Annotated in this window: 13 protein-coding genes; 10 read left to right on the top strand and 3 right to left on the bottom strand. The window is 62.5% G+C overall.

The genetic code is table 11. From position 1 onward, the window contains the following. Positions 1 to 36 precede the first annotated feature (36 nt). From betI to betA, 3 genes are all read left to right on the top strand, one after another. Complete coding sequence (gene betI / locus RHE_RS05815; protein WP_011424479.1) at positions 37 to 657, top strand: transcriptional regulator BetI; 621 nt, start codon at positions 37 to 39, stop codon at positions 655 to 657. A gap of 1 nt (position 658) precedes the next feature. Next, positions 659 to 2,122 (top strand): betaine-aldehyde dehydrogenase, encoded by a 1,464-nt coding sequence (betB, locus tag RHE_RS05810; protein ID WP_011424478.1) that lies wholly within the window; start codon positions 659 to 661, stop codon positions 2,120 to 2,122. Positions 2,123 to 2,290: 168 nt separating this feature from the next. Further along, the gene (gene betA / locus RHE_RS05805; RefSeq protein WP_011424477.1) at positions 2,291 to 3,940 is read left to right on the top strand and encodes a choline dehydrogenase; all 1,650 of its coding nucleotides are present in this window, start codon (positions 2,291 to 2,293) and stop codon (positions 3,938 to 3,940) included. A gap of 11 nt (positions 3,941 to 3,951) precedes the next feature. Here betA and RHE_RS05800 read toward each other — a convergent pair whose 3' ends face one another. The 3 genes from RHE_RS05800 to RHE_RS05790 all read right to left on the bottom strand — a co-directional run bounded on the left by RHE_RS05800 (position 3,952) and on the right by RHE_RS05790 (position 5,381). Beyond that, on the bottom strand, positions 3,952 to 4,425 hold the full coding sequence (locus RHE_RS05800) for a DUF6644 family protein (RefSeq protein WP_011424476.1): 474 nt from the start codon (positions 4,423 to 4,425) through the stop codon (positions 3,952 to 3,954). A 6-nt stretch (positions 4,426 to 4,431) separates the two neighbouring features. Beyond that, positions 4,432 to 4,818 carry a DUF6152 family protein gene (locus RHE_RS05795; protein WP_011424475.1) on the bottom strand — a complete coding sequence of 129 codons (387 nt, stop codon included), beginning with the start codon at positions 4,816 to 4,818 and terminating at the stop codon, positions 4,432 to 4,434. 116 nt (positions 4,819 to 4,934) lie between these two features. Further along, on the bottom strand, positions 4,935 to 5,381 hold the full coding sequence (locus RHE_RS05790) for an RrF2 family transcriptional regulator (protein ID WP_011424474.1): 447 nt from the start codon (positions 5,379 to 5,381) through the stop codon (positions 4,935 to 4,937). Positions 5,382 to 5,800: 419 nt separating this feature from the next. Here RHE_RS05790 and RHE_RS05785 point away from each other — a divergent pair, with 419 nt between their 5' ends. The 7 genes from RHE_RS05785 (at position 5,801) to RHE_RS05755 (ending at position 14,258) form a co-directional block, all read left to right on the top strand. Then, positions 5,801 to 6,538, top strand: a complete 738-nt coding sequence (locus RHE_RS05785; protein ID WP_011424473.1) for a phosphoadenylyl-sulfate reductase — start codon at positions 5,801 to 5,803, stop codon at positions 6,536 to 6,538. Between the two features lie 114 nt (positions 6,539 to 6,652). Next, the gene (gene cysD / locus RHE_RS05780) at positions 6,653 to 7,606 is read left to right on the top strand and encodes a sulfate adenylyltransferase subunit CysD (RefSeq protein ID WP_011424472.1); all 954 of its coding nucleotides are present in this window, start codon (positions 6,653 to 6,655) and stop codon (positions 7,604 to 7,606) included. 1 nt (position 7,607) lies between these two features. Further along, positions 7,608 to 9,104, top strand: a complete 1,497-nt coding sequence (gene cysN / locus RHE_RS05775; protein WP_011424471.1) for a sulfate adenylyltransferase subunit CysN — start codon at positions 7,608 to 7,610, stop codon at positions 9,102 to 9,104. A 436-nt stretch (positions 9,105 to 9,540) separates the two neighbouring features. Then, positions 9,541 to 9,813, top strand: coding sequence for a hypothetical protein (locus tag RHE_RS05770; protein WP_011424470.1), 273 nt, complete (start codon positions 9,541 to 9,543; stop codon positions 9,811 to 9,813). A gap of 524 nt (positions 9,814 to 10,337) precedes the next feature. Beyond that, positions 10,338 to 10,778, top strand: coding sequence for a lipid-binding SYLF domain-containing protein (locus RHE_RS05765; protein WP_020920698.1), 441 nt, complete (start codon positions 10,338 to 10,340; stop codon positions 10,776 to 10,778). A 442-nt stretch (positions 10,779 to 11,220) separates the two neighbouring features. Beyond that, on the top strand, positions 11,221 to 11,862 hold the full coding sequence (locus RHE_RS05760; RefSeq protein ID WP_011424468.1) for a peroxiredoxin-like family protein: 642 nt from the start codon (positions 11,221 to 11,223) through the stop codon (positions 11,860 to 11,862). A gap of 104 nt (positions 11,863 to 11,966) precedes the next feature. Then, a complete protein-coding gene (locus RHE_RS05755; RefSeq protein ID WP_011424467.1) occupies positions 11,967 to 14,258 on the top strand; it encodes a PBP1A family penicillin-binding protein in 2,292 nt (763 codons plus the stop codon). The last annotated feature ends 34 nt before the right edge of the window (positions 14,259 to 14,292 follow it).

Raw genomic sequence — 14,292 nt, 5'->3', positions numbered from 1 at the left:
CGTTTTCAGGGAGTTGCGGTCTTGCCGAAGGTTGGAATGGAGCCGGTGCGCCGCAAGGCGCTTGTCGATGCGGCGCTGCGGGTGATCGGCGATCACGGCTCGCTGGCTGTCACCATGTCCGATATCGCCCGCCGGGCCGGCGTCTCGCCGGCTCTCGCGCATCATTATTTCGGCAGCAAGGAGCAGTTGCTGATCGAGACGATCCGCTCGCTTCTCAGGCAGCTGCGCCGCGATACGGTGGCGGCGCTGAAGGCGGCGCGCACGCCGCGCGAGCGGCTTTCGGCCGTCATCCGCGTCAGCTTCCATGCCGACCAGTTCGCTGCCGACACGATTGCCGCCTGGCTTGCCTTTTATGCCGAAGCGCAACGCTCGGAGGAGACGCGGCGCTTTCTGGTGATCTATGCCCGCCGCCTGCGCTCGAACCTGCTCGCAGACCTCAAGGCGCTGCTGCCGGCTGACGCCGCAGAACGCATCGCCGAGGGCGCTGCGGCGATGATCGACGGGCTCTATATCAGGCAGAGTCTGAAATCGGCGCCGATCGGCATCGAAGCCTCGATCGCGCTGACGGAAGATTATCTGAACGCGCTTCTGGCCGCCACCTCCCCTTCTCCCCGAGGGGAGAGGGACGACCACATCGAACACCCTAAGGACAAATGACATGAAAGCCCAGCCGAAAGCGTCGCACTTCATCAACGGCGAATATGTCGAGGATACCGACGGCACCGTCATCGAGAGCCTGTATCCCGCCACCGGCGAGGTAATCGCCCGGCTGCATGCGGCAACGCCCGCAATCGTCGAAAAGGCGATTGCCGCGGCCAAGCGCGCCCAGCCGGAATGGGCGGCGATGAGCCCGATGGCGCGCGGCCGCATCTTGAAGCGCGCCGCCGACATCATGCGCGAGCGCAATCGCGAGCTTTCCGAACTGGAGACGCTCGATACCGGCAAGCCGATCCAGGAGACGATCGTCGCCGACCCGACCTCGGGCGCCGATGCCTTCGAATTCTTCGGCGGCGTCGCACCGGCGGGTCTTAACGGTTCGCATATCCCGCTCGGCCAGGATTTTGCCTATACCAAGCGGGTGCCGCTCGGCGTCTGCGTCGGCATCGGCGCCTGGAACTATCCGCAGCAGATCGCCTGCTGGAAGGGCGCGCCGGCGCTGATCTCAGGGAATGCCATGGTCTTCAAGCCCTCCGAAAACACCCCGCTCGGCGCCTTGAAGATCGCCGAGATCCTGCATGAGGCGGGGCTGCCGAAGGGCCTCTTCAACGTCATCCAGGGCGACCGCGACACCGGACCACTGCTCGTCAACCATCCCGACGTCGCCAAGGTGTCGCTGACCGGATCAGTGCCGACCGGGCGGCGGGTGGCAGCAGCAGCAGCAGGCAGCCTCAAGCACGTGACGATGGAGCTCGGCGGCAAGTCGCCGCTCATCGTCTTCGACGACGCCGATCTCGATTCGGCGGTCGGCGGGGCGATGCTCGGCAATTTCTACTCCACAGGCCAGGTCTGCTCAAACGGCACCCGCGTCTTCGTGCAGAAGGCTGTTAAGGCCGAGTTCCTCAAGCGGCTCAAGGCGCGCACCGAGGCGATGCTGATCGGCGATCCGCTGGATGAGGCGACGCAGATCGGTCCGATGGTTTCCTGGGCGCAGCGGGAAAAGGTGATCGCCTATATCGAGAAGGGCAAGGCCGAGGGCGCGACGCTTGTCGCCGGCGGCGGCATTCCGAACAATGTCTCCGGCGAAGGCTATTACGTGCAGCCGACGGTCTTTGCCGACGTCACCGACGACATGACCATCGCCCGCGAGGAAATCTTCGGGCCTGTCATGTCGGTGCTCGATTTCGACGATGAGGATGAAGTCATCACACGCGCCAATGCCAGCGAATTCGGACTCTCCGGCGGCGTCTTCACCGCCGACCTCAGCCGCGCCCACCGCGTCGTCGACCGGCTGGAGGCCGGCACGCTCTGGATCAACACCTATAATCTCTGCCCGGTGGAAATCCCCTTCGGCGGCTCGAAACAATCCGGCTTCGGCCGGGAGAATTCGCTGGCGGCGCTGGAGCATTATTCCGAGCTGAAGACGGTTTACGTCGGCATGGGGCCGGTAGCGGCGCCTTACTAAGTCAGCGCAAGCAGCCCCCTCATCCGCCCTCCGGGCACCTTCTCCCCCAGGGGAGAAGGGGAGTCGAGAGGCCGCGGCACGTCCCTTCTCCCCTCGGGGAGAAGGTGGCGGCAGCCGGATGAGGGGGCGACGCGGCGCGACGGCTGAAGCAAAAACGAGAGAAAAACCATGCAAGCAGATTTCGTCATCATCGGCTCGGGTTCCGCAGGTTCCGCCCTCGCCTACCGCCTCTCCGAAGACGGCAAGAATTCCGTCCTCGTCATCGAGGCCGGCGGCAGCGATTTCGGGCCGTTCATCCAGATGCCGGCCGCACTTGCTTGGCCGATGAGCATGAAGCGCTATAATTGGGGCTATCTCTCGGAGCCGGAGCCGAACCTCAACAACCGGCGCATCACCGCGCCGCGCGGCAAGGTGATCGGCGGCTCGTCCTCGATCAATGGCATGGTCTATGTGCGCGGCCATGCCGAAGACTTCAACCGCTGGGAAGAGCTCGGCGCCAGCGGCTGGGCCTATGCCGACGTCCTCCCCTATTTCAAGCGGATGGAACATTCGCATGGGGGCGAGGAGGGCTGGCGCGGCACGGACGGGCCGCTGCACGTACAGCGCGGCGGCTTCACCAATCCGCTGTTCCGCGCCTTCATCGAGGCCGGCAAGCAGGCGGGCTTCGAGACGACCGAGGATTACAACGGCAGCAAGCAGGAAGGCTTCGGCCTGATGGAGCAGACCATCTTTGCCGGCCGCCGCTGGTCTGCCGCCAACGCCTATCTGAAACCGGCGCTGAAGCGCGACAATGTCGGGATCGTCTACGGCCTGGCGCGCCGTATCGTCATCGAGAACGGGCGGGCAACCGGCGTCGAGATCGAACGCGGCGGCAGGACAGAGGTGGTGAAGGCGAACCGCGAGGTGATCGTCTCGGCCTCCTCCTTCAACTCGCCGAAGCTTCTGATGCTGTCGGGAATCGGGCCGGCGAAGCATCTGAAGGAGATGGGCATCGAGGTGAAGGCCGACCGGCCTGGTGTCGGCGCCAACCTGCAGGACCATATGGAATTCTACTTCCAGCAGGTCAGCACCAAGCCGGTATCGCTCTATTCCTGGCTGCCCTGGTTCTGGCAGGGGGTGGCGGGCGCGCAATGGCTGCTGTCGAAGGGCGGGCTCGGCGCCTCAAACCAGTTCGAAGCCTGCGCCTTCCTGCGCTCCGCACCCGGGCTGAAGCAGCCCGACATCCAGTATCATTTCCTGCCGGTGGCGATCAGCTATGATGGCAAGGCGGCGGCGAAAAGTCATGGCTTCCAGGTGCATGTCGGCTACAACCTGTCGAAATCGCGCGGCAGCGTGACGCTGCGCTCGCCCGACCCGAAGGCCGATCCGGTGCTGCGCTTCAACTATATGAGCCATCCGGAAGACTGGGAGAAGTTCCGCCACTGCGTGCGCCTCACCCGAGAAATCTTCGGGCAGAAGGCCTTCGACGCCTATCGCGGTCCTGAGATCCAGCCGGGCGAAGGCGTGCAGAGCGACGAGCAGATCGACAGCTTCCTGCGAGAACATCTCGAAAGCGCCTATCACCCCTGCGGCACCTGCAAGATGGGCGCCAAGGACGATCCGATGGCGGTGGTCGATCCGCAGACGCGGGTGATCGGCGTCGACGGCTTACGCGTCGCCGACAGCTCGATCTTCCCGCATGTCACCTACGGCAACCTGAACGGCCCCTCGATCATGACCGGCGAGAAGGCCGCCGACCACATCCTCGGCAAACAGCCGCTGGCGCGCTCCAATCAGGAGCCCTGGATCAATCCAAGGGCGGCGGTCAGCGATCGGTAACAGCCTCGGCGTCAGAGAAATCCGATCCACCGCCCGGCCAATAGAGCGGCGATCCAGCTCGCCGCCGACAGCGCTGCAGAAAAGCGCAGGCCCGGCCGGATGCGGCCGCTGGTGGTGAGTGTTTTCCACCCTTGCCCGAGATAGACCGCAAGGAGGTTGAGAAGGCCGAACCCGATCAGGGCGAGCTTGGCCAGGAAGGCGGGATTGGCGGCATATTCGACCGCCCGCACGCTGAAGAGGCCGAAGCCGGTGAGGATGGCCGCGGCAAGGCCGACGCCCGCCGCGCGCGACAGAAATGGCGCGATGATCTGCGCCGGCACCTTGCGGAAGAAGCCGGCGAGCCTGAGATCGAGCGGCAGGATGGCACCGACGAGAAGCCCGATCGCCAGGATATGGGCGGCGTTGACGAACATGTAGAGCGTTGCGGAGCGCCTGAGCGCAACCGCGGGCGCTGTGGCCGACAGCCATTCGAGGACGGCGATCACGGCGGATCAGTTCGTCCGGATCCGGTCGGGATAGATATCGTACCGCTTGTCGCCGATGCTGATGCGCACGGCCTTCATCCGCTTCTCGTTGCGATCCTGCGAACGGTTGCCAAGCGCGACCACCTGATCACCGGGCTTGGCGACACCCTCGACGAAGCCGGAGCGTTCGGTTTGGCGCGGATTGCCGAGTTCGACACGCCAGAGGCCGTCATCGGCGGTGGCGACATCCAGCGTCGGATGCGGCCCGCCCCACGATATTTTATCGATCCTGCCGCGTAGCTCGATCTGCTCCGCCTCGGCCCACGACCAGCCGTGATGGGCGGCAGCGCTGGTTGCAAGGGCAGCAGACAGACCGACGGCGGCCAGCACCTGCTTTGTCGAAAGTGCGAACATGATTGTTCTCCCTACCCGAATGGGCAGGCAGGTGGAGCATTGTGGCGGCGAGAAAAGCCATTTCACCAAATGTTGAAGGAGAGAGACGCCCAGCGCCCGTCCTCGAGCCCTGATGCTCAGGCGAGCAGGCGGGTGACTTCGGCGCCGTGCCTCGGACCGACGGCATCGGCGATGGTCGTCGAGAACAGCACCTTGCGGGTGGCGTCGGCGACCTTGGCGAAGACGTGGCGGATTTCGCAGGTCTGTTCGCCGTCGCAATCATCGCACCTGCGGTAGGCGGTGATCGACAGGCACGGCAGCGGTGCGATCGGACCATCGATGATGCGCAGGATTTCGCCGAAGGTGATGGTATGGGCGGGCTTGAGCAGGAGATAGCCACCCTGCTTGCCCCGGCGGCTGACGACGATGCCGTGATGTTTCAGGTCGAGCAGGATCTGTTCGAGGAACTTCTTCGGGATCTTCTGCTGCGCGGCAATATCGGAAATCATCACCGGTTCGTCGGCATCGGCATCCGCCAGAACCGTCAGCGCCCGCAGCGCATATTTCGCCTTTTGCGTAATCATCTCAGACCATCGACACACAGACGGCGCGCATTTCCGCGCCGCTTCACGAGCACATTCGCCTCTATGGCACAACCAGCATGAACGGAATTTGAACGCACCAGCAGAAAGCCTTGAGGGACAAGCATTTTTGGCCTTATTTTTCACGATCGACCAAGCCCTTGCAATCTACGCCAAATCAGCGCCTTCCGCATCTTTTTCGGCATCACTTCAGATTTCGGATTGACAGGCTGCGTGTAACTCTACTAATTTTATAGACATTCAGGCAGCGAGGCGGATTTTCTCCGCCGGGCGGCTGTTTTTTTGCATTGCGGCAGCTTCGGAGAGATATTTGCTCTTCCGGCCGCAGCTTTCGAAATCCCTTTTTCTGTCCGATCCAGGCTTGAACTGCGATACTCCGGTCAACTAAGGACAGGATTCTCATGACTGTTATCAATCCGAACGCAGCCGAGGCGCTGAACGACAAGCTGGCAGGCCTCGACCTCGCCGGACGTCTGTCGCTGGTGGCAGGCCTTGGCGGCCGCGTGGTGTTCACCACCTCGCTCGGCATCGAGGACCAAGTGATCACCGCCGAAATCGGCACGCACCGCCTGCCGATCGACATTGCGACGCTGGAAACCGGCCGGCTTTTTGCGGAGACGCTGGCGCTGATCGACGAGACCGAAGCCCAATACGACATCCACATCCAGCGCTTCGCACCTGAGAAGGCCGATATCGACGCCTATGCTGCGCAATACGGCCTTAACGGTTTCTACGAGAGCGTCGAAGCCAGGCATGCCTGTTGCGGCGTGCGCAAGCTGAAGCCACTTGCGCGTGCGCTCGAAGGGGCGACGATCTGGATCACCGGCCTGCGCCGCGGGCAATCGGCCAACCGCGCCGAGACGCCCTTTGCCGAATATGACGCCGAACGGCACCTGGTGAAGGTCAATCCGCTCGCCGATTGGGATATGGAGGCGATCAAGGCCTTCGTTTTGGAAAACGGCGTGCCGGTCAATCCGCTGCATGCCCGCGGCTATCCCTCGATCGGCTGCGAGCCCTGCACCCGGGCGATCAAGCCCGGCGAGCCGGAGCGCGCTGGCCGCTGGTGGTGGGAGCAGGACGAGAAGCGCGAATGCGGCCTGCATGTCGCCGAAGAGGCCTCGGTGGTCGCCGCGCAGTAATCAACCCTCACGGCTTTCCCAATCAAGGCGCGCGATCGCCGCAGCCTTTGGGGAAGCCAACATCAAAGAATTGTTCGCGGGCAGCCGCAAACGACCGATAGCCTGGAGTAAGACATGCCCGATAGCCGTCCGGATACGGAACTCAGCAACCCGCAGAGCGCCAAGGCGCCGCTCGACCCGCATCTGAAGGCGCTGGAAAACGAATCCATCCATATCTTCCGCGAGGTGGCGGCCGAATTCGAGCGTCCCGTCATGCTCTATTCGATCGGCAAGGATTCCTCGGTGCTGCTGCATCTGGCGCGCAAGGCCTTCTATCCCGGCCGCGTGCCCTTCCCGCTGCTGCATGTAAACACCGGCTGGAAGTTCCGCGAGATGATCGCCTTCCGCGACGAGACCGCCAGGAAGTACGATCTCGACCTGATCGAGCACATCAATCCGCGCGGTGCGGCCGAAAACATCACGCCGTTCACCCATGGCTCGGCCGCCTTCACCGACATCATGAAGACCGAGAGCCTGCGCCAGGCGCTCGATGCCGGCCAGTTTGACGCCGCTTTCGGCGGTGCGCGGCGTGACGAGGAAGCAAGCCGCGCCAAGGAGCGCATCTATTCCTTCCGTACGCCCGATCACCGCTGGGACCCGCGCAATCAGCGGCCGGAACTCTGGAACATCTATAACGGCATGATCCGCAAGGGCGAGAGCGTGCGCGCCTTCCCACTGTCGAACTGGACGGAAGTCGATATCTGGCGCTACATCCAGGCCGAGGACATTCCGCTCGTTCCGCTCTACTACGCCAAGAAGCGCAAGTTCGTGGAACGCGACGGCATGATGATCCTGGCCGAGGATCCGCGGCTCGAACTTTTGCCCGGCGAAGTGCGCCAGGAAGGCATGATCCGTTTCCGCACGCTCGGCGACTTCCCGCTGACCGGCGCCATCCGCTCGCAGGCGACCACGCTGGAAGAGGTGATTGCCGAACTCGAGATCGCAACGGTGTCCGAACGCCAGGGCCGCGCGATCGACCGCGACCAGTCCGGCTCCATGGAAAAGAAGAAGCGTGAAGGATATTTCTGAGATGACCGCAGCCAACACCGCCGTCTCGGCCGCAACCGTCGCCAGCCTGCCCGCCGCCGAGCCGCAGAAGGCTCAGCGCGACTCGCGCCCGCTGCGCCTGATCACCTGCGGCAGCGTCGATGACGGCAAGTCGACGCTGATCGGCCGCCTGCTCTGGGACACCAAGGCCGTCAAGGAAGACCAGGCCGCAACGCTGCAGCGCGATTCGACCGGCAAGCAGAACGATCTCGGCCTGCCCGACTTCGCGCTCTTGCTCGACGGGCTGCAGGCCGAGCGCGAACAGGGCATCACCATCGATGTCGCCTATCGCTATTTCTCGACCGACAAGCGCTCCTTCATCGTCGCCGACACGCCCGGCCACGAGCAATATACCCGCAATATGGCGACCGGCGCTTCGACCGCCGATCTCGCCATCTTGCTGGTCGACGCGCGCTTCGGCATCCTGGAACAGACGCGCCGCCACGCGACGATCGCCTCGCTGCTCGGCATCAAGCAGTTCGTGCTTGCCGTCAACAAGATCGACCTGACGGGCTACGACCGCGCCGGCTTCGAGAAGGTCAGCCACGAATTCCGCGAATTCGCCCTGTCGCTCGGCGTCAAGCAGATTACCGCCATTCCGATGTCGGCGCTGAAGGGCGAAAACGTCGTCTATTCCGGCCAGGGCGCCATGCCTTGGTACAGCGGCCCGACGCTGGTGGAGACGCTGGAACTTGCCACCGTGCGCTCGTCTCAGACGGTCGGCTTCCGCCTGTCAGTGCAGCGTGTGTCGCGTCCGGGCGAAAGCTTCCGCGGCTATCAGGGCACGGTTGCCGGCGGCTCGGTCAAGCCGGGCGATAGCGTCATGATCCTGCCGTCGGGCATGGTCGCCAACGTCTCCAAGATCGTCACCTTCGATCTGGTGCGCAATGCCGCCGTCGCCGGCGACGCGATCACGCTGGTGCTCGACCGCCAGGTCGACGTGGCGCGCGGCGACATGATCGTTTCGATCGACGCCCAGCCGCAGGTCGGCCTTGCCTTTGACGCGCAGATCGTCGCGCTGCAGCCCGAGGGCATCGAGCCCGGCAAGCGCTACTGGCTGAAGAGCGGCAGCCGCCGCCAGCGCGTCCAGGTGCAGCCGTTAAGCCAGCTCGAATTGAAGACCGGCACGTGGAACCCCGCCCAGCGGCTCTACATGAACGCGATCGGCAAGGTGCGGCTTTCCTTCGACGAAGCGGCAATCTTCGACCCCTACGAGCAGAACCGGCAGTCCGGTTCCTTCATCCTGATCGACCCGGAGACCAACAACACGGTCGCCGGCGGCATGGTGACCGGCAAGCGTAGCGAACTCGGCGGGCTGCACACCGGCGACGCCCGCGTCATCCTCTCGCTTCCGGCCGATCTCGCCGAGCAGATCATGGCCAGCGAACTCTTCGCCAGCCGCAGCCATGAAGCCGAAGTGCGGCGGATGACGGCAGCCGAAGCGGCCGAACTCTGGTCGAGCGCTGCGAGCGATATCTGATAAGAGATAGGGGGCCAGCAAGACTGGCCCCTTATGCGAGGCCAAATCCGCTGGCTAAGGGCTGGCGGATTCCTCGCGAAAGACGCTGTCGCAAACTTGATGAAATCGATCAGATCATCGGACGTTGCACGCCGGCCCGAAGCGGCCGAACTACTAGGGCTTAAGTCCTTTGCCTTGTCCCGCATTTTCCAAGCCACTTAGGCGGGATCAGATTAATCGCAAGACCCGCTCTCAGACTTGAGTCCAAGAAATGGTCGCGCCTGTAGGTCGTAGATCTTATGAGCGACGACCGCGCAAAACGAACTTGCCGCGATCGGGCGAAGCGGCGTGATTGTTCTGCAGGCGGTTGGCTCACGAGGATGTGATCAAGAACCGGCGAATATCGACGGTGGCCAGCGTGTTGTCGTCCAGGGCGCAAAACGAAGGAGTTCTTGCGATGAAAATCCATCCCTTGACTACAGCGGCGTTCTTGCTGTTTTCCATCTGCGGCATTGCCCAGGCGGACGACCACCTTTTCCAGGCGGAACAGCATGGATTGAAGTCCGGCAGCACGGCAGCGTCCACGACGCACGCCTTTACGACCAACAGTGCCGGTCACAGCGGTACGTTGGCGCCCGGTCAGGGAAGTCCGTTCACCGGACACGACACCCAGACGCCAGCCACTGACACGGACGCCGCCAACGAGCACGCCAACGTGAAGCCCCGCTGAGGAGGCCAACGGTCACTCAGCGCGAATTGCGATTAGGCTCATTCCGTTCGGTAGATCGATTTTGAAGGCGCAGCGATTGTGTTCTTGCGTCTTCATTGTGCACGACAGTCCGCTCCCGATCGCAGCGCTCGGCGTTCGTCACGTCGGAACCAGGGATGGCCTCGCGATTGCCGCCAGTTTTCTGGTCCTTGCTGCATGCGGGCGGGTCGTCTAACCGCTGATGCCCTGATGAGCATCGCTCTTGCGACTAACCTGATCGACAGGGGGTTGACGATCACCTTCCATCATCGACAAATGATCTCGATTTCGCAATGCTCATTCAGCCGAGCGTTGGCTGCCACGGGCTGCCCTGCCACCAAGACTATGTTTGCCATCGGCTTCGTTTTATGGCCTCTTTCTCCCAGTCGGATCCTGGCCCCGTGCTTGGAACCAATGACGGGCGAGACTGTTTCAGCTGTGACTTTGGCATGACGCTGACACGCCCTCCTGGCGGGGTAAGCCTCGATTTTGAGGAGACTTGCATCATGAAATTTTCATCTAGAATTCGTTCAGTCGCGGTTGCGGTTATCGCTGCAGCAGGAATGGGCTTTGCCGGCTCCGCGCATGCCGACAGCGGTACGATCAGCTTCTCAGTCTACAAGGCTGCCTTCTTTGTGGGTGGTTCTGGAGGCGAAGGCACGCTGACCTTCCATGGTCGCCGCTATCCCATCTCTGTCGGCGGCATCTCGGGCGGCCTCGCCTTCGGGGCTTCTAAGACCAATTTCCACGGTACCGTTCGCCATATTCGCCGCGCTCGAGATGTGACGGGGGTCTACGGTGCGGCGGGCGGTGGCGGCGCGGTCGGCAAAGGGGCCCAGGTGATTGTCATGACCAATGACAAGGGCGCCCAACTTGAGCTCACAGGCAAGCAGGTAGGCCTGCAAGTCAACGCCGATCTCAGCGGTATTGCCATCACGGTAAAGTAAGGGCGGTCACTCCGTTCGTCGTCCCTGCGCGCCTTCGCCCGCGAAGCGACCAAGGCGCGTCGAAATGCTGGCGCGTGCCGGAATCGGTGGAAATCCTGATCACGGAAATCGGCAAGGAATTCCTGGGCGGTCGGTGGCAAGCTGAAATCTGATGCTTGAGCCACGATCCGCGGCATCGAAGGCTCGATCTGCGGAACGCCAGAGACCAACAAAGAAAATTGAGGGACGGCCCGCTAAAAAATCGGAGTTTTCCAGAAAGTGGACTTTCTCAATTCACGATTCGCTGTTTATCGCTTGCCCGCGGGCTCATGTGAGACCATTTTAGATTGGATCCTGGCGGTGCGGTAAGACGAGAGGTCAAGCCTGCAATGCCCACTCTCGACCTCGAAGCACTTAAAGTGGCGCCTTTTCTCGACTGATCCCCGAGCGAGGAGGTTGTCCAATGTCCACGCGCTATGTCGACCATCCGCTGCAACCGGGCGACCGGGTCCCGAACGTCGAGTTCGATGCGATCTCGCGGGAGGGGAAGATCGCACTAGATGATTTTCGTGGCCACAGCCCATTGTTGATCGGTTTGTTTCGAGGCCTGCATTGTCCGTTCTGCAGGCGCCATGTCGCGGCCATGGCATATCTCAACCCGATGCTGCGTGAGAAAGGCGTCCAATCCCTGGCTGTTGTAAACACCCCGGTCGAACGGGCGCGACTTTATTTCCGCTACCATCCGATACCAGATCTTCTTGCAGCTTCCGACCCGGTAAAGGCTTCGCACCAAGCCTTCGGCTTGCGCGAGGTCGGCATCGACACGGTCCTGGCGATACGGATCGATCTTCCGGGCGAGTTGCCCGAGCCCATGAACCCGATTGCAATGGACGAATTTATCAACAAGAAGGAAGGATATCAGGTTACGGAAGCCGATCAGCAGATGATGACGGCTGACCACGGGCAGCTTGTCGGTCAGTTCCTCATCGACCGGGAGGGCATCGTGCGCTGGAGCTTCACTGAAGTTCTGGAGCCTGGCCTGCAGACATACAAGGCCCCGAATTCCCAGGAATTGATATCGGTAGCTTCCCAAGTCGCACTTTGAGCCATCAATGTCATAGGAGCAGTCCTTCGGGGCCTTTTGCGGTAGAACACGCGGCATCACCCGGCTATAAACCTCATGCTGCGTAGCCTTTTTAGCGGTAACCGATGCCCAATTCTCCCGAATCCTCAGGTGAAAGCGTTAGTAGTTCGAGCTCGGGTCGCAATCAGAACCTGGATTCTCCAGCGCAAGCGGCCGCCTCGGATTCAGCAGGAACCACCCAAGTCGACGACGCGAAGCCGCCCCACGGATCCTTCGACCAAACCAGGCGAGCCGCCAGAACTCTGTTGCGGGCGATACGCCAAGATGTGCAGGCAAGTTCTGCCTTGGCAAAGATCAAAACGACCGCATTGCTTTGGGGGACGAAGCTCGGGAGGCGGCCTGGAACAGCGTGGGCTCCCCACAAATGGATGACGACAGCCTTGGTCAAAGCCGGGCGCGGCATTCGCGAGCGGCGCTCAACACCGCGTGAAGGTCGATGGAGCGCATCGCTCATTGGGGGCTGGCGGAAATTCGCTCTCGGGTCCATCCTTCTTGTCTGCCTACTCGTCGGAAGCGTGCTGGTGTGGGCACTGAAAGACGTGCCCTGGAGCGAAATCCGGGATGGAACGTTAAAGCCTGTCGTCGTTCTGGAAACCGCCGACGGTATGCCGCTGGTAAGACAAGGACCTTACCAAGGGCCATATGCCCGCTACGACCAATTTCCGCCCCATCTGATCGATGCCGTCCTCTCAATCGAGGATCGCCGGTTCATGGATCATTTCGGCATCGACCCCAGGGGCATCGGGCGGGCGCTTCTGCGGAACTTGCAGGCCGGCTCGGTGGTGGAAGGCGGCAGCACCATCACCCAGCAACTCATCAAGCTGCAATATCTCGACAGCGACCGAACCATAAAACGAAAGATCCAGGAAGTCGTCATCGCCTTCTGGCTGGAGTGGAAGCTCGGCAAGGCGGAAATCCTGACGCGCTATCTCAACAGCGTTTATCTCGGCGCCGGCGCCACCGGCATGCCTGCCGCCGCGCGCATCTATTTCAACAAGGACATCGGCGCCCTCACCCTGCCGGAGTCGGCGATGCTGGCAGGGTTGCTGCGGGCGCCGAGCCAATGGAATCCCATCGACAATTTCGAAGGCGCCCGGCAGCGCACCATGGTCGTTCTCGACGCGATGGCGGCCAATGGCAAGATCACCGCGCCACAGGCGATGGAGGCCAAGACGAGCTTTGCCAAACTGCACCCGACGACGCCGACGCCGCGCTCTGGAAGCTGGTTTGCCGACTGGATTTCGCCGCAGGCAAGCGAAATTGCCGGCGCCTCGCCAGGTTCGACCACGGTGCGCACCACGCTGGTGCCGCAGTTGCAGCAGATCGCCGAGCGGGTCGTCAAAAAAGCGCTGGATGGTGAAGGAAAGACGGTCGGAGCCTCGCAGGCCGCCCTGGTTGCCATGACGCCCGACGGCGCGGTCGTCGCAATGGTTGGCGGGCGCGACTACAAGGCGAGCCAGTTCAACCGCGCCGTCACTGCGATGCGTCAGCCGGGTTCCACCTTCAAGCTGTTCGTCTATTACGCGGCGTTGAAGGCTGGGTTCACCTTGTCCGACCAGGTTCTGGACGCGCCGATAGACATTGACGGCTGGTCGCCGGAAAATTCCGGTGGCGACTATCGCGGCTGGGTAACGCTTGCCGAAGCCTTCGCGCGATCGCTCAATGCCGCGTCCGTGACACTTGCCGAAGAGGTCGGTCTGGACAATGTGATCGCCGCAGCCCGCGAACTCGGCATCGACGCGCCACTGGCCGATACGCCGTCCCTGGCGCTTGGCACATCCGAAGTCAATCTGCTCAACCTCACCAGCGCCTATGCGTCCGTCCAACTCGGCAAGGCACCTGTCAAGCCATGGGGCATCATCGACTTCCAGGCCGCCGGGCAGCCGCAGACGTTTCGGGTTGGCCAACAATCAAAGCCGGATGTCGATCTTTCACCCTATCAGTCGGATCTCCTCGGCCTGCTGCAGATGGTGGTCGAGCGCGGCACCGGACGCGGCGCAGATCCCGGCAGGTTTGCGGCCGGCAAGACCGGTACGAGCCAGGACAATCGTGACGCCTGGTTCGTCGGCTTCACGGACGCGCTCGTCGTCGGTGTCTGGGTCGGCAACGACGATGACACGCCGATGAAAGGGGTGACCGGCGGCGGCCTGCCGGCGCATATTTGGCGAGACTTCATCCGCGAGGCGGCGAGCGAACGCACGCTGAACGGTGTGCAATCGAGCGAAGCGGTCGTCGATGGGCAAGGCGCGCCGCAGTCCTGCAACATCAGCGCCTGCTCGCGCAGCTACCGCTCCTTCCGGCCGTCCGATTGTACCTATCAGCCCTATTCCGGCGGCCGACGGCTTTGCGAAAAGTAATGTGGCTTCAAAGCGCCGGCCATGCTCGCCCGGC

Source organism: Rhizobium etli CFN 42, from assembly GCF_000092045.1.
GTDB lineage: Bacteria > Pseudomonadota > Alphaproteobacteria > Rhizobiales > Rhizobiaceae > Rhizobium > Rhizobium etli.
This window is presented reverse-complemented; position numbering and strand designations above follow the sequence as displayed.